12 protein-coding genes are annotated in these 15,221 nt (G+C 69.6%); 6 read left to right on the forward strand and 6 right to left on the reverse strand.

What is annotated here, in order from left to right; translation table 11 throughout:
• Positions 1-68 precede the first annotated feature (68 nt).
• Both HYG95_RS06010 and HYG95_RS06015 read left to right on the forward strand, forming a co-directional pair.
• Positions 69-1,310 (forward strand): acetoin utilization protein AcuC, encoded by a 1,242-nt coding sequence (locus tag HYG95_RS06010; RefSeq protein WP_181696985.1) that lies wholly within the window; start codon positions 69-71, stop codon positions 1,308-1,310.
• Positions 1,303-4,071, forward strand: coding sequence for a GNAT family N-acetyltransferase (locus HYG95_RS06015; protein ID WP_181696986.1), 2,769 nt, complete (start codon positions 1,303-1,305; stop codon positions 4,069-4,071). The genes HYG95_RS06010 and HYG95_RS06015 overlap by 8 nt, the downstream gene beginning before the upstream one ends.
• A gap of 232 nt (positions 4,072-4,303) precedes the next feature.
• On the opposite strand, the gene HYG95_RS06020 is transcribed toward HYG95_RS06015, so the two are convergent.
• The 3 genes from HYG95_RS06020 to HYG95_RS06030 form a co-directional block, all read right to left on the reverse strand.
• The gene (locus HYG95_RS06020) at positions 4,304-5,272 is read right to left on the reverse strand and encodes a sigma-70 family RNA polymerase sigma factor (RefSeq protein WP_067492821.1); all 969 of its coding nucleotides are present in this window, start codon (positions 5,270-5,272) and stop codon (positions 4,304-4,306) included.
• 168 nt (positions 5,273-5,440) lie between these two features.
• A complete protein-coding gene (locus tag HYG95_RS06025; RefSeq protein ID WP_181696987.1) occupies positions 5,441-6,958 on the reverse strand; it encodes a methyltransferase in 1,518 nt (505 codons plus the stop codon).
• 42 nt (positions 6,959-7,000) lie between these two features.
• Positions 7,001-7,726, reverse strand: coding sequence for a VOC family protein (locus HYG95_RS06030; RefSeq protein WP_181696988.1), 726 nt, complete (start codon positions 7,724-7,726; stop codon positions 7,001-7,003).
• 246 nt (positions 7,727-7,972) lie between these two features.
• Between HYG95_RS06030 and HYG95_RS06035 the strand changes: the two genes are divergently transcribed.
• Positions 7,973-9,331 carry an MFS transporter gene (locus HYG95_RS06035; protein WP_255495010.1) on the forward strand — a complete coding sequence of 453 codons (1,359 nt, stop codon included), beginning with the start codon at positions 7,973-7,975 and terminating at the stop codon, positions 9,329-9,331.
• Here HYG95_RS06035 and HYG95_RS06040 read toward each other — a convergent pair.
• On the reverse strand, positions 9,311-9,721 hold the full coding sequence (locus tag HYG95_RS06040) for a DUF3099 domain-containing protein (RefSeq protein ID WP_181696989.1): 411 nt from the start codon (positions 9,719-9,721) through the stop codon (positions 9,311-9,313). The two genes, HYG95_RS06035 and HYG95_RS06040, sit on opposite strands and share 21 nt — an antisense overlap.
• Positions 9,722-9,805: 84 nt before the next feature.
• On the opposite strand from HYG95_RS06040, the gene HYG95_RS06045 reads away from it, so the two are divergent.
• A complete protein-coding gene (locus HYG95_RS06045; RefSeq protein ID WP_067493022.1) occupies positions 9,806-10,045 on the forward strand; it encodes a DUF3039 domain-containing protein in 240 nt (79 codons plus the stop codon).
• Here HYG95_RS06045 and HYG95_RS06050 read toward each other — a convergent pair.
• The gene (locus HYG95_RS06050) at positions 10,015-11,154 is read right to left on the reverse strand and encodes a YihY/virulence factor BrkB family protein (RefSeq protein WP_181696990.1); all 1,140 of its coding nucleotides are present in this window, start codon (positions 11,152-11,154) and stop codon (positions 10,015-10,017) included. The genes HYG95_RS06045 and HYG95_RS06050 overlap by 31 nt on opposite strands.
• 251 nt (positions 11,155-11,405) lie before the next feature.
• Here HYG95_RS06050 and HYG95_RS06055 point away from each other — a divergent pair, with 251 nt between their 5' ends.
• Entirely contained in the window at positions 11,406-13,082 is a 1,677-nt protein-coding gene (locus HYG95_RS06055; RefSeq protein WP_067493026.1) for a DEAD/DEAH box helicase, read from the forward strand.
• Positions 13,083-13,312: 230 nt separating this feature from the next.
• Here HYG95_RS06055 and HYG95_RS06060 read toward each other — a convergent pair whose 3' ends face one another.
• A complete protein-coding gene (locus HYG95_RS06060; RefSeq protein WP_181696991.1) occupies positions 13,313-13,918 on the reverse strand; it encodes a TetR/AcrR family transcriptional regulator in 606 nt (201 codons plus the stop codon).
• A gap of 149 nt (positions 13,919-14,067) precedes the next feature.
• Here HYG95_RS06060 and HYG95_RS06065 point away from each other — a divergent pair, with 149 nt between their 5' ends.
• Positions 14,068-14,805, forward strand: coding sequence for an SDR family NAD(P)-dependent oxidoreductase (locus HYG95_RS06065; RefSeq protein ID WP_181696992.1), 738 nt, complete (start codon positions 14,068-14,070; stop codon positions 14,803-14,805).
• Positions 14,806-15,221: the final 416 nt, after the last annotated feature.

Raw genomic sequence — 15,221 nt, forward strand, 5'->3', positions numbered from 1 at the left:
CGGCGGCCCTATTTCTACTGCATGTCAACGTCTCACGGGGCCCGCTGCTTCCGGCTAGCGTGGCGAGCATGGTCACTGTGCCACCGAGCCGAGCACCGGGAACTCTCGTATGGACCGAGCGATTCCTCGGCTACACCTGGAGCCCCGAACATCCGATGAAACCGGCGCGCCTGCGGTTCACCATGTCGCTGGCCGAAAGTCTCGGTCTGCTCGACGGTATCGAACCGCTCGCCCCCGCCGAGGCTACCCAGGGCGAGTTGATGCGGGTGCACAGCAGCGCCTATATCCAGGCGGTTCGCCGAGCCGGAGCGGGACCCGCCACCCCTGAGGACACGCTCTACGGCCTGGGAACCGCCGACAATCCGGTCTTCCCGCACATGCACGAGGCGGCGTCGGTGATCGTCGGCGGCACGCTGGCCGCGGCGCGGGAGATCGCGGCCGGGCGTACCCGGCGCGCGGTGAGTATCGGTGGCGGCATGCACCACGCCATGCCGGATTCGGCGGCGGGGTTCTGCATCTACAACGACGCCGCGATCGCCATCTCCTGGTTGCTGGACAACGGATTCGACCGGATCGCGTATGTGGATGTCGATGTCCATCACGGCGACGGTGTGCAGCGCGCCTTCTATGCCGATCCACGGGTGCTCACGGTGTCGCTGCACCAGCATCCGGCCACGTTGTGGCCCAATACCGGGTGGCCGGAGGAGACCGGGCTCGGCAGCGCCGAGGGCACCTCGATCAACCTGCCATTGCTGCCCGGCACCCGGGACGCGCAGTGGCTGCGCGGTTTTCACGCGGTGGTGCCCGGTGCGATCGCCGCGTTCCGGCCGCAGATCATCGTCAGCCAGTGCGGGGTGGACACCCACCGCGAGGACCCGCTCGCCGATCTGGAACTGACCGTCGACGGTCAGCGCGCGGCCTTCCTCGCCATGCGCGAGCTGGCCGACCGCCACGCCGAGGGCAGATGGCTCGCGCTCGGTGGCGGCGGTTACGGGGTGGTGCGAGTGGTGCCACGGGCGTGGACCCACCTGCTCGCGGCGGCGCTGGACCGTCCGTTGGCGCCGGACACCCCGATTCCCGAGAGCTGGCGCGAGCAGGTACGCGCGTCGGCGCCGCGGATCACCCCGCCGACGACGATGAGCGACGGTGGCGACGCGACCTACCGCCCGTGGGACGGGCCGGGCGGCACCCCCGAGATCGGTGACGCCGACGAGGTCCGAGCCCAGCGCGCGGTCGACACCGCCATCTCGGCCACCCGACGGGCCAGTTTCTCGCTGCTCGGTCTCGACCCGGAGGATCCCCGTGACTGAACCACTGCTGCCCGACACTCCCGATACGCCCGCGAACCCGCCCGAGCCGCCGCCGCAGCTGTTCGGTGATGTGCTGGCGGCCGACGGCGGGGTGGTGCGGATCCGTCCGATCGTGCCCGCCGATGCCGACGCGCTGGCGGATTTCCACGCCCGGCTCTCGGATCGCACGCGCTACCTGCGCTATTTCGGTCCCTACCCGAGAATCTCGCCCAAGGACATGTACCGCACCACCCATGTCGACTATCACGACCGGGTGGGGTTGGTCGCGGTGCTCGGTACCGCGATCATCGCGGTGGCCCGCTACGAACTGCTCGACCGGCCGGGGCCGCGCGCGGCCGAGGTGGCGTTCGTCGTCGCCGACGAACACCAGGGGCGCGGACTCGGGTCGATCCTGCTCGAGCATCTCGCTGGTGCCGCTGCCGAGAACGAGGTGGAAACGTTCACCGCGGAGGTGCTGGCCGAGAACGAGGCCATGATCACGGTGTTCCGTGACGCCGGCTACCAGTTGCAGCGCAGCCGCGACGGCTCCGAGGTGCACCTGGAGTTCGCGATCGACCCCACCGAGGCACTGCGCACCGTTCGGGATGCCCGGGAGGCCGCGTCGGAGGCGCGCAGCGTCGGCAATCTGCTCGCACCCGGTTCGGTGGCGGTGATCGGCGCGTCGCCGGAGAGCACCCGGGTCGGTGGCGCCGTGCTGGCCAATCTGCTCGCGGGAGGATTCGCCGGCCCGGTGTTCCCGGTGAATCCGCATCGCCGGTCGGTGCGCGGGGTGCGCGCCTACGCCACCGTTCGCGAGATTCCCGACGAGGTCGACCTCGCCGTCGTCGCGGTGCCGCCCGCCGCGATCGGACCGGTGCTCGACGACTGCATGGCCAAGGGCGTCAAAGGCTTGATCGTGCTCACCGCCGGTTTCGGGGAGACCGGGCCCGCGGGGTTGGCCGCCGAACAGGACCTGGTCGCCGCCGCCCGGGGGCACGGGATGCGGGTGGTCGGTCCGAGCGCGCTCGGCATCGCCAACACCGACCCGGCCGTGGGGCTCAATGCCACCCTCGCCCCGGTACTGCCGCAGCGTGGGCGGATCGGGTTCTTCTGCCAGTCCGGGCCGCTCGGCGCCGCGATTCTCGCCGAGGCCGCCACCCGCAATCTCGGGGTGTCGACATTCGTGTCGGCGGGCAACCGGGCCGATGTGTCTGGCAACGACCTGCTGCAGTACTGGGACACCGCCGCCGACACCGAGGTGATCCTGCTCTACCTGGAGAGTTTCGGTAATCCGCGCAAGTTCTCCCGGCTCGCGCGGCGGGTGGCGCGCGGCAAACCGATCGTGGCCGTGAGCAGTGGCAGGCTGGCCGCCGGCGCCGATATGGATCGCACAGTGGTGCGTGACCTGTTCGCCCAGGCCGGGATCATCCAGGTGGACTCCATCTCCGAATTGTTCGACTGCGCCGCCCTGCTGGCGTGTCAGCCGTTGCCGCGCGGACCACGGGTAGCGGTGGTCGGCAACAGCGCTGCCCTGAACTGGCTGGCCATCGATGCGGCCACCAGCGAAGGCCTACGTATCCACCGCCCGCCCACAGCCGTCGACCGTGGCCCCGGAGCCCGGCCCACCGAACGCGGACCGGGCGGTCCGGAAAGCGACATCGGGGGCGTGGCGGCTGACGGGCCGGTGGATCTCGGACCGGAAGCGACCCCTGCCGACTTCCGGGAGGCTGTGCTCGCGGCTCTGCGCAGTGCGGAAGTCGATGCGGTGATCGTGGTTGTCGCGCCACCGGTGCCGGTGCATATGGGTGGGTTCGCCGATGCGCTGCGTGCGGCCGCGGCCGCCGCACCCGACCGGGACAAACCGGTGCTCACCACCTTTGTGGCGGAATCCGGAATTCCTGATCTGCTCGCTGTGCGGTCGACCGGTGGCGCGCCGGGGCGCGGGTCCATCCCGTCGTATCCCGATCCGGAACGTGCCGCCCGTGCGCTGGCCAGGGTCGATCGCTACGCGCGCTGGCGGGATCGGCCCGTCTCGCCGGTCGTTCGTCCTCCCGGGATCGACACCGCCGCGGCGACGGCGATGGTGGAGCAGTGGTCGGCCGGGTCTTCGGGGCGGTGGCTCACCGATGACGAGGCGGTGCGGTTGCTCGAGTGCTACGGCATCGACATCGTCGACTTCCGGGCGGTGCGTGACGCGGAGCAGGCGGTGGCCGCTGCCGAGGAACTGGGCTACCCGGTCGCCGCGAAGGCCACCGGTGAGCTGTGGCGGCGCAGACCGGATCTGATCGGGGTCCGGTTGGATCTGTGGGGGCCCGACGCGGTCCGTCAGGCGTACTCCGATCTTGTTGCGATATGTGGCGATCCCCTGCTGCACGTGCAGAAGATGGCGACCAAGGGCGTCGGGTGCGTGCTGAGCGTCACCGACGACCCGTCGTTCGGTTCGGTCATCGAGTTCGGCCTGTCCGGCATGATCATGGACCTGCTCGGCGACCGTGCCTACCGCGCGCTACCGCTGACCGCCGACGAGGCCGCCGCCCTGATCGACGCACCTCGCGCCGCACCGCTGCTCTCGCCCGGTCCAACGGGCCCGGGTGTCGACAAGGCGGCGCTCATCGAACTGGCCCAACGCATTTCGGCTCTCTTCGACGACATCCCCCAGATGCGCGAACTGTCCTGCGACCCCGTCCTGGCTTCCCCCGGCTCGGCTGAGATCATCTACGCCCGCGCCCGCATCGGCCCCCAACCCACCCGCTTCGACACCGGCCCCCGACGCCTGGCATGAACGACCACACGGCCGCGTCGGCCCACCCGGCGCCCGCGCGGCGGCGGTCCATGCCACAGGCGTGGTGGTGGACGGACAACGCCGACCGGTTCGCGACCCCGGAGGGGGATGGAGTCACGGACACCGGTCGGCGTTTCGGAAGACGACCCCTGAGGGCCGTCAGGTCTTGGTCAGCGCCGGCAAGTCACCGTCGACACGATGGCGGCGGATCAGCACGGCGCTGACAGTGGCATCAGCTCGCGTAGGCACGCAGACGGTCGGCGCGCTCACCCTTGCGCAGCTTCGACATGACCTCGCGCTCGATCTGGCGCACCCGCTCGCGCGACAGGCCGAACAGCTTGCCGATCTGGTCGAGGGTGCGGGGCTGCCCGTCGTCGAGCCCGAAGCGCAGGCGGATGACCTGCTGTTCGCGTTCGTCGAGGGTGGCCAGGACGCTGCGGACGTCGTGGTGGAGCAGGCCCGCGATCACGGCGCTCTCGGCCGAGGTGGCCTCGGAGTCCTCGATGAAGTCGCCGAGTGGGGCTTCCTCATCGTTACCGACGGGCATGTCGAGGCTCACCGGGTCGCGGCTGTGGTCGAGCAGGTCGGCGATCTTCTCCACCGGGATGCCCGACTCGTTGGCCAGTTCGGCATCGGTGGCCTCGCGACCGAGCTGCTGATGCAGTTCGCGCTTGATCCGGGCGAGCTTGTTCACCTGTTCGACCAGGTGCACGGGCAGCCGGATGGTGCGGCTCTGATCGGCCATACCCCTGGTGATGGCCTGCCGGATCCACCAGGTGGCGTAGGTGGAGAACTTGAAGCCCTTGGCGTAGTCGAACTTCTCCATCGCGCGGATGAGGCCGAGGTTGCCCTCCTGGATGAGATCGAGCAACGGCATGCCGCGGCCGGTGTAGCGCTTGGCCAGCGAAACGACCAGACGCAGGTTGGCCTCGAGCAGGTGCGAGCGGGCGGCTTGCCCCTCGCGGACCAGAACGGCCAGATCACGCTTGCGGGCCGCCGACAACCGTTTGCCGGTCTCGAGCAGGTGCTGGGCATACAGGCCCGCCTCGATACGCTTGGCCAGCTCGACCTCGTCGGCCGCCGTGAGCAGTGCCGTGCGGCCGATCCCGTTCAGGTACACGCGTACCAGGTCGGCGGCGGGGCTCTGGGCGTCGATATCGGACTCGCTGGGGCGCACTCGAGTAGTGGCGGGGCTTGTCATGACTTGCCTCCTGTCGGTGGTGTCTCACTCCGATCAACGGACCCGACTTAGAGAAAGTTCCCGATCCCGTGCGTAATAAACCGCTCTGAGCTGCGGATTTATCCGTGCACGGCTGAGAAGTTCCTGAGAAGGACGCCGTCGTGGAACGCGTGCCCCGTCCAGCCCGGTCTACACCGGCCGTATCAATCCGTGGCGGACGAGACCGGCGACCACGCCGAGAGCCTGGGCCGCGAACTCGGGGGTCACCTGCTCGGCTCCGTCGGCGAGCGCGAGCAGTTCGATCAGTTCGTACAACGGCAGGCCGTCGGCCCGCATTCCCGCGACGAGCGCGACGGTCGTCTCGTCGACCTCGTGCTGCCAGCGCGGACCGTCGCCGCGGTGCAACCGTGCCACCTGCTCGGCCCAGCCGTCCTCACCCGGCAGGTACACCCGTTCCAGGGCAGTGGCCGGGCTCGGCGCGAAACGTGAACGCCACGCGAGGTTTTCGTCGGCGGCCACCGCTCGCAACCAGGCCGAACGGGCGAAATAGTCGCCCACTTCGGCCCCGAGCGGGTCGTCGAAGCCGTGTGTGAGGTCCTCGGCCAGCAGTTCGGTCGGCCCGTCGATGGCCCGCAGGTAGACGAAGCCGAAGCCGATGCCCGTCACGTCGGCGGCCTCGAAGGCATCGAGCCAGCGTGCCGCGCGTTCCTGCGCCTCCGGATCCCGCGGGTCCAGACCCGCGTCGCGCAACCAGGTGCCCACGTACAGCCCGGGATCGGCGACATCGCGCTGCACCACCCAGGCGTCGACGCCGTGTTCCGGCAACCATGACGACACCCGCTGCCGCCAGTCCTGTCCCTCGACATGTACCCAGGCGGCGAGCATGGCCGCGGTACCGCCGGGTGCGAGCAGTCCGGCGGCCTGCCCGATCACCAGCTCGCTCGCTCCGTCGAGCGCGAGCCCGGAGTCGCGGTAGGTGTGTTCGATGCGTGCGGGTCCCACGACGAAGGGCGGATTGGCGACGATCTGATCGAACCGCCTGCCCGCCACCGGCTCGAACCACGACCCTTCGAGCAGCTCGATCTCGAGTTCGTTGAGCGCGGCGGTGGCCTGTGCCAGCCAGAGCGCGCGCGGGTTCACGTCGGTGGCGGTGATCTTGTCCGCGTAGGCGGCCGCGTGCACGGCCTGTACGCCGCAGCCGGTGCCCAGGTCGAGTACGGTGCCCACCGGTTCGGTCGGGGTGGCCCGCAGCAGCGAGAGCGAGGCGTGGCCGACGCCGAGGACGTGCTCCTCGGTGAGGGTTCGCCTGCGCATCGAGTCGTCGAGATCGGACAGGATCCAGCGGTTCCCGTGTCCGGCGTCGAGCGGGCGCAGATCGAGTGCGGCGCTCACCTCGTCGCCGTCTCTGGTGAGCAGCCCGGCGGCCACGGCGTCGTCGACACGGACCGGTGCCAGCGCCGCGGCCACGTCGGGTTCGGGCAATGCGTCGCCGAGCAGCAGCAACCGGATCAGTGTGCCGAGTTCACCGGCGTCGCGCGCGGCACGGCGCACCGGCACCGGCTCCGAACGACCCAGTGCCGCATGCACATCCGGGCCGAGCGCGTCGACCAGCCCGTCGGCGGTGTAGTCGACCCTGGTCAGCGCCGCGCGCAGATCCGGGCACAGTGCGGTGAGCAGGGAACCGGTGGTGGTGTGGTTCGTAGGCACCCGACCACTCTGCCAGCCTCGGCGAACCGCGCCTCGGCCAGCTCAGGCAGGCTTGCGGGAGGTCACGCAGTAGGGGGTGCCACTGGGGTCGGCGAGGACGATCCAGAACTCCTCGTCCACGAGACGGGTGGCGCCGAGGGATTCGTGCCAGGTGGCGACGGCGGACATGTCGGTGGCCGCGAAGTCGATGTGGGCGCCGGGGTGCCGAGGCTCGTCGAGGCGTTGCAGCAGGAACTGCAGTGGTTGTCCGGGATCGCGCAGGCGCGTGAACTCGGGGCGCCGGGTCGATTCGGGGGACCACCCGGTGAGCGCCTGCCAGAAGGAGGTGTCGGAGTCGAGGTCGGTCGGTGCGAGGTCGAGGCAGATCTGATCAAGTGCCGCGACGTTTCCATCGGGCGTCGTGACCCGTGTCATCGCACCGGTAGCGGCGGACGGGCCCGCGGCAGTGAAGCAGAAGGTCTGTCCCGCAGGTGATTCCATCACTGTGTAGTCGGGATCGACCAGGACCACCTGGGCCCCGAGTGCCGTCGCCTCGGCTACCGCGGCGGGGATGTCATCGACATCCAGGTCGAGGTGGATCCCGCCTGGGCCGCCCACCCGCTGCATTTTCAGCCACGCGGGTCCGGTCGACGGCAGCAACGTGACGAACTCACCGTGCGCCCCACGTGGCGGCGACACCGTCGACCCGGTCGCCGCGGCCCAAAACCGTACGCACTCGTCGAAACTGGCTGCGGGCCGGTCGATGAACGCCCAGGTCCAGCGAATCATAGTGTCTCCCTGGTAGATCGGAGGTTCGAGACATCACCACGAAAGCAAGGCCCGACCGTCGCGAACCCGCGCGGCACGGGCAGCGGCGGCTCCTTTCGCACGGTATGCCGCACAAGCCGCGCTGTCGACCGAAATGCTGCGTCCGGTGCGGGCTTCGGTCGCCGCGACTCACCCGGCCGATCGAATTGGCCGGATATCGACGAAACGTGTCACTCCGGCCACTCGTTCGAAACGGCAACATCCATCATGATCACCAGGGTGACCGACCTGCGCCCACTCTCTCCGCCCGCCGGTGAAGTCCCGAGCGAACCCGAACCAGGGGTAGCCGACCGGCTCGTCGACGAGCCCCGCCGAACCCTGCACCCCGCCTGGATCGTCGCGGGCGTCGGCTTCGTCGCGCTCCTCGGCGCGGCGGCCTTCCGTTCGGTCCCCAGCGTTCTGATCGAGCCGTTGCACGACGAGTTCGGGTGGTCACACGCGACGATCTCGGCCGCCGTCTCCCTGAACATGCTGCTCTACGGCCTGATCTCGCCGTTCGCCGCGGCGCTGATGGACCGGTTCGGTATCCGCCGGGTGGTGTGCGCGGCGCTGGTGCTGATCGCCGCGGGTGCCGGGTTGACGGTGTTCATGACCCAGGCCTGGCAGCTCCTGATGACCTGGGGTCTGCTGGTCGGTATCGGCGTCGGTTCGATGTCCATGCCGTTCGTCGCCACCATCACCGGTCGCTGGTTCGTCCGCAGCCGGGGCATGGTGACGGGCATCCTGACGGCGGCGGGCGCGACGGGGCAACTGGTGTTCCTGCCGCTGGTCTCGATGCTCGCCCACGACCACGGCTGGCGCCTGCCCTCGGTGATCGTCGCGGCCGTGGCCCTGGCGGTGGCGCCGCTGGTGTGGTTGCTCGTGCGTGATTATCCGAGCGACGCGGGCGTGCGCGCCTACGGTGCCGAACCTGGTTCGGACGTCGGTGTGCGGCGGCCGGTCGCCGGGGGAGCGGGCCGGGCGCTTCGGGTACTCGCCACCGCCGCCCGCAGGCCCGGATTTTGGTTGCTCGCAGGCGGTTTCGCGGTGTGCGGCGCATCGACGAACGGACTGGTCGGTACCCATTTCGTCACCGCTGCGCACGACCACGGCATGCCACCGACCACGGCCGCCGGACTGCTGGCCCTGGTCGGGGTCTTCGATGTGGTGGGCACCATCGCCTCGGGGTGGCTGTCGGACCGGGTGGACCCGCGCTATCTGCTGCTCGGCTACTACTCGCTGCGCGGGCTGTCGCTGCTGATCCTGCCGTCGCTGCTCGGCCCGCACACCCAGCCGAGCATGTGGGTGTTCATCATCTTCTACGGCCTGGACTGGATCGCGACGGTCCCGCCGACGGTGCTGCTGTGCCGGGAACTGTTCGGTGCCGACGGTCCGATCGCGTTCGGCTGGGTGTTCGCCGCCCACCAGGTCGGTGCGGCGATCGCGGCCACCGGCGCGGGCTTCATCCGCGACCTCAACGGTTCCTACGACCTGGCCTGGTACCTGGCCGGCGGGTTGTGCGGTGCGGCGGCGGTGATGTCGATCCTGATCAGGCGGCCGCGGCGCTCACTCGAGGGCTTTGCGTGAGCGCGCCTCGAGGGCGATCTCCTCGCGGCGCCCGTCCCAGCGGCTCGGTTCGTCCTTGGTGCGTGGCGGCCGGTCGTTGGCGACCAGCACCGCGATCCACGGCAGCGGTACCGACGCGGCGATGATGAGGATGGAGACGAGCGGGTTCTCGAACACGCTGTAGGCGATGGCCGCGAGGATCAGGCACGGGATCCGGAAACCCATGATGATCATGTAGCGGCGTACCCGGGCGCGGTGTTGCTCGTCGAGCGAGGTCGCGGCCTCGGTGATGAGCACCGGGTGCTCACCGGAGTCGCGGAAGAACCCCCGCGAGGCACCTTTGCCCGGCAGGTGCACTTCGGGTTCCGGGGTCGGATCGCCGGCGCCGGGGGACTCGCCGTTGGACTGCATGCTCCCGAGTCTTCCACTTGCCGTCGCCGGGCGCACACGCGGCTGGTCAGCGAGCCACCGCCCGGATGCGGCATCATGGAAGGCATGAGTACGGACACTCTGGTACGCCCGGAAACCACGACCGACGAGACGACCGGTGACGACGTCCCCAAGTTCTTCCACTACGTGAAGAAGGACCGGATCGCCGAGAGTGCCGTGATGGGCACCATGGTCGTCGCGCTGTGCGGTGAGGTGTTCCCGGTGACCCGTTCGCCCAAGCCCGGCTCACCGGTCTGCCCGGACTGCAAGAAGGTCTACGAGCGCTTGCGCAAGGGCGGCGACTGAGCCGGTTCCACCGTCGGCGATGACGCCGGCGCCTCCGTCGAGGCGTCGGCGCTTTCGTCGTGTTCGCTGTCGGTTTCGTCGTCACCCAGCACCTGACTGGTGATCCATTCCTTCACCTGCTCGATGCGGGTGGCGCGCGCGGGCCAGAACTCCTGCACCGCCGCGTTGAACTCCGCACCGAGGATCACCGCGAAGCCGAGGAAATAGGTGAACAGCAGGAACGCGATCGGGGTGGCGAGCGCGCCGTAACTCACCCCGGTCTCGGTGATCCAGGACAGGTAGCGGCGCAGCAGGTCGCTGGCGGCCATGAAGAACACTCCCGCGACCAGTGCCCCGGCGAACAACCGGTGCCACGGCAGCGATTTGTGCAGCGCGAGCTTGTAGAGCGTGGTGAGTCCGACGATGAGCAGCAACCCGACGATCGGGTAGTAGAACGTGTCGATCACCCGCAGCCCCGGTTCGCGCCAGGCATCGGGCAGTACCCGCCCGATCCGGGTGGGTCCGAGCGCGATCATCGGTAGCAACAACACCGCCGCGACCAGGAATTGCACATACAGCAGCAACGCGAAGATCCGCTGCCATACCGGGTGGCGGGCGTCCTGCTGACCGTGCGCCTCGACGATCGCGTCGACGAAGGTCGCCATGGCCGAGGACCCGGCCCACAGCGACAGCACGAAACCGAACGACACCACCGCGCCACGACCACGGCCGAGCACATCGTCGACGGTGGGTTCGATCAGATCCGACACCACCGACGGGCTGAAGAAGTCCCGGCTGAAGGCGATGATCTTGGCTTCCACGATCTGCACGGTGTCGGGCCCGAACAGCCCACCCACGTAGCCGAGGCTGCCGAGCAGGCCGAGCAGCAGCGGTGCCAGCGACAGTGTCTGCCAGAACGCCGCCGCCGCCGACTTGGCGAAAATCGAGTTGTCCCAGCACTTGTGCGAGACCCGCACGACCAGCTGCCACGCCGTCCGCAACCACGACAGCCACCGTGCGCGTTCGCGCGGATGTTGCCCGGTGGGGACGGGCACGGCCACGGCTCCGCCCGGCCCCGGGGTGGGCGGCGGATACGCGGCATCGGTCGCGTGGGCCTCGTTGTTGCTCATGTCGTTGTCCAGCATCTCGCACCGATGGCGACCGTGGGGTGCGGGACGAGCATCGTGTCGGTGGGTAACAGGTAAATGGCCGGTGACCTCGGCCGGGATGTGACGCCCGTCGCGCGCGCCGCGTCGGTGTTGGCGACACGCCGCATCGGGCGGCTAGGGTCGTCTGCGTGACTGGGTCGGGTGGCGTCGCTGCGGCGAGAGAAGCGGGTACACCGGTCGATTCGGCGGCAGGTGGTGCGTCGGGCGGTTCCCTGCGCGCCTGGCAGCGCCGCGCCCTGACGAAATACCTGGCCACCAAGCCACGCGACTTCCTCGCGGTCGCCACGCCCGGCGCCGGTAAGACCACCTTCGCGCTGCGGGTTGCCGCCGAGTTGCTGGCGGATCGGACGGTGGATCAGATCACCGTCGTCGCGCCGACCGAGCACCTCAAGCACCAGTGGGCCGCCTCCGCGGCGCGCTCGGGGATCCAGCTCGACTCCCGCTTCTCCAATTCCACCGGCGGCACCTCCGGTGACTACCACGGTGTGGTCGTCACCTACGCCCAGGTCGCCGCACACCCCACCCGGCACCGGGTGCGCACCGAGAACCGCCGCACCCTGGTGATTCTCGACGAGATCCACCACGCGGGCGACGCGAAGTCCTGGGGTGAGGCCACCGAGGAGGCCTTCGGCGATGCGACCCGCCGCCTGGCCCTGACCGGTACGCCGTTCCGTAGCGACGATTCCAAGATCCCGTTCGTCACCTACGAACCCGACGAGTCCGGTTTCCCGCGTTCCCGCGCCGACCACTCCTACGGGTACGCCGACGCCCTCGCCGACGGCGTCGTCCGTCCCGTGGTGTTCCTGGCCTACTCCGGTGACGCGCACTGGCGCGACAGCGCGGGCGAGGAACACACCGCCCGCCTCGGCGAACCGCTCAGCGCCGAACAGACCGCCCGCGCCTGGCGGACCGCGCTCGACCCCGCGGGTGACTGGATCTCGGCGGTGCTGCGCGCGGCCGACACCCGGCTGCGGCAGTTGCGGTCCTCCGGTATCCCGGACGCCGGTGGCCTGGTCATCGCCACCGATCAGGAACGCGCCCGCGACTACGCCGAACTGCTGGAACACATCTCCGGTGAGCGACCCGCGCTGGTGCTCTCCGACGACCCGCAGTCCTCGCAGCGCATCGGCGAGTTCGCGAGCAGCACCCAGCCGTGGATGGTCGCGGTGCGCATGGTGTCCGAAGGTGTCGACGTGCCGCGCCTCGCGGTCGGCGTGTACGCCACCAGCGCGTCGACGCCGCTGTACTTCGCCCAGGCCATCGGGCGTTTCGTGCGTGCCCGCAAGCCGGGGGAGACCGCGAGCGTGTTCCTGCCGTCGGTGCCGGTGCTGCTGGATCTGGCCGCGCAGCTCGAGCTGCAACGCGACCACGTGATCGGCAAGCCGCACCGCGAGAAGAACGCTCTCGACGACGAACTGCTCACGGAGGCGAACAAGACCAAGGACGAGCCGGGCGAGGAGGAGAAGTCCTTCGTCGCCCTGGCCGCCGACGCCGAGCTCGACCAGGTGATCTACGACGGATCCTCCTTCGGCACCGCCACGTTCGCGGGCAGCGACGAGGAAGCCGACTACCTGGGCATCCCCGGTCTGCTCGACGCCGATCAGATGCGGGCGCTGCTGCGCGACCGGCAGTCGCGTCAGCTGTCGGAGCGCAGCGCCGCCGTCGCCGCGCCCCAGCCCGCCGCCGTGGCCGAACGGGTCGCGACCTCGGACAAGCTGGGCGAACTGCGCCGCGAACTCAACAGCCTCGTCGCCATGCACCACCACCGCACCGGGAAACCACACGGCGTCATCCACGGCGAACTCCGCCGCGAATGCGGTGGTCCGCCAACCGCTTTGGCGACCGCCGATCAACTCACCGAACGAATTGCGGCGCTGCGCCGGCGATAGTCGTTCGGACATGAGCGGGTAGCTGTCGCGGCGGCCGGAGTGTCTGTGGATCGGCAGTAGCGATCTGGGCGGGCAAGTGAGGCGCGCGTGAGGCATACACGGTTCGTCGATACGTGCGCGAACACAGCTGTCGGCGAGGTGGGTACGCGCAGTCTGGGCACGTCGGCAGTCGTGCGAGTAGCCGCGCGGTGTGGCCGATGCCGGCAGGTGCGTGCGCTGGATCCGGTTGATCAAGCGGTTCGGGCGGCGGCGAGGATTTCCAGCGCGGAGTCGGCGGCGGCGGTGAGTTCGGTGTGGCCCACGCCGTCTCGTGCCTGGACGGACAGTCCGTAGAGGACCGTGCTGAACAAGGCTGCGAGCGCGGCGGTGTCGGTGCCGGGTTTCAGATCGCCCTCGACGACGCCGCGCTCCAGCCGGGCCTGTATGTCGGCTGTGGTGCGGCGGCGTGCCTCGGTGAGGAACTCGCGCACCGAGGCGTTGCGGGTGGTGTAGGTGGCGCCCGCGAGGACCACCATGCAGCCCTGGGGCAGGCCGGGGTCGGTGTACATGGCGATGTTGTCGTGCAGCATGGCCGCGATCGCGGCATAGGCGGTCGGTTGCTCGCTCAGCGCACGAGCGGTGCGCGATCCTTCGGCGCGGCCGTAGAGTGCCACGGCTTCCCGGAACAGGGATTCCTTGTCGCCGAAGGCCGCGTACAGGCTGGGGGAGTTGATGCTCATGGCGGTGGTGAGGTCGCTCATCGACGCGCCCTCGTAGCCGCGTTCCCAGAACACCTCCATGGCCCGGCGCAGTGCGACATCCCGGTCGAAGGCGCGGGGGCGACCACGTTCTGCCATAAGAAACCTTTCTGTGCCGATCGGTAAATATACCGCGACCGTCGCCGGCGATTATTTCTGTATCGGTCGATAAGAAAAGCCTTGACGTGAGCCGGTCGGATGCGCTTACCTCTTTATGTATCGATCACTACAGAATTGGAGCAGTCTTCATGTCGCACAGCACCACCGTCGCCCTGGTGACCGGCGCCAGCCGGGGAATCGGCGCCGCCATCGCCCGGAAACTGGCATCCACCGGTGCCGATGTGGCGTTTACCTACCAGCGCGACGAGGTCGCCGCGAAGTCCGTCGCTGCCGACATCGAGGCCCTCGGCAGGCGTGCGCTGCCGATCCAGGCCGACAGCGCCGATGCCGCCGCCGTGATCGCGGCCGTCGACCGGACCGCTCGCGAACTGGGTGGCCTCCACGTGCTGGTGAACAACGCGGGCATCTTCCCGGCCAAGCCCTACGAGGAGTTCACCCTCGCCGAGATCGATCGGGCGCTCGACATCCACGCCAAGGCACCGTTCGTCGCGGGTCAGGCCGCGCTGGCCCACCTCGGCGACGGTGGGCGCATCATCTCCATCGGATCGAACCTCACCGACCGCGCCCTGTTCGGCGGCCTGGCCCTCTACAACCTGAGCAAGTCGGCCCTCAACGGCTACACCAAGGCGCTGGCCAGGGAACTCGGCCCTCGCGGCATCACGGTCAACCTCGTGCAACCCGGCCCCACCGACACGGACATGAACCCGGCGGCGGGCGAGCACGCACCCACTCAACGAGAGTTCAACGCGCTCGGCCGTTTCGGCACCCCCGACGACATCGCCGACCTGGTCGCCTTCCTCGCGGGCCCGTCGGCCCGCACGATCACCGGCGCGATCATCACCGTCGACGGCGGAACCAACGCCTGACCCGGCCGGCTCCGAATGCCGCCGACCATCAGGCGCCCATGTGGCACACGCCACGCAGCCTGGTACTCCACGGCACCGACGACGCCCCTAAGCCGCACTCGCTGTCACCAACCGCACCACAGACGCCACGGGCCACGGCCCCCGCCAAGCGGCACGGCTGGTGTGATGCGGCACGGCTGGTGCGATGCGGCACGGCTGATGCCACGCGCACATGCGCGCACCGAACTCGCGCCCGGCGGTTTTGCAGGCGCGGCACGGCTGATGCCATGCGGCACGGCTGATGCCACGCGCACATGCGCGCACCGAACTCGCGCCCGGCGGTTTTGCAGGCGCGGCACGGCTGATGTCACGCGGCACGGCTGATGTCACGCGGCACGGCCGACGTCACGCGGCACGGCCGATGCGGAGCCGACTGG

This window comes from Nocardia sp. GTS18 (assembly GCF_013839555.1).
GTDB lineage: Bacteria > Actinomycetota > Actinomycetes > Mycobacteriales > Mycobacteriaceae > Nocardia > Nocardia rosealba.

What these genes read in the sequence shown, in the direction of transcription:
- HYG95_RS06035 (WP_255495010.1), top strand. Translation starts at nt 7,973, where the DNA reads ATGATCACCAGGGTGACCGACCTGCGCCCACTCTCTCCGCCCGCCGGT.
- HYG95_RS06065 (WP_181696992.1), top strand. Translation starts at nt 14,068, where the DNA reads ATGTCGCACAGCACCACCGTCGCCCTGGTGACCGGCGCCAGCCGGGGA.
- HYG95_RS06045 (WP_067493022.1), top strand. Translation starts at nt 9,806, where the DNA reads ATGAGTACGGACACTCTGGTACGCCCGGAAACCACGACCGACGAGACG.
- HYG95_RS06020 (WP_067492821.1), bottom strand. Translation starts at nt 5,272, where the DNA reads ATGACAAGCCCCGCCACTACTCGAGTGCGCCCCAGCGAGTCCGATATC.
- HYG95_RS06030 (WP_181696988.1), bottom strand. Translation starts at nt 7,726, where the DNA reads ATGATTCGCTGGACCTGGGCGTTCATCGACCGGCCCGCAGCCAGTTTC.
- HYG95_RS06010 (WP_181696985.1), top strand. Translation starts at nt 69, where the DNA reads ATGGTCACTGTGCCACCGAGCCGAGCACCGGGAACTCTCGTATGGACC.
- HYG95_RS06040 (WP_181696989.1), bottom strand. Translation starts at nt 9,721, where the DNA reads ATGCAGTCCAACGGCGAGTCCCCCGGCGCCGGCGATCCGACCCCGGAA.
- HYG95_RS06050 (WP_181696990.1), bottom strand. Translation starts at nt 11,154, where the DNA reads ATGAGCAACAACGAGGCCCACGCGACCGATGCCGCGTATCCGCCGCCC.
- HYG95_RS06060 (WP_181696991.1), bottom strand. Translation starts at nt 13,918, where the DNA reads ATGGCAGAACGTGGTCGCCCCCGCGCCTTCGACCGGGATGTCGCACTG.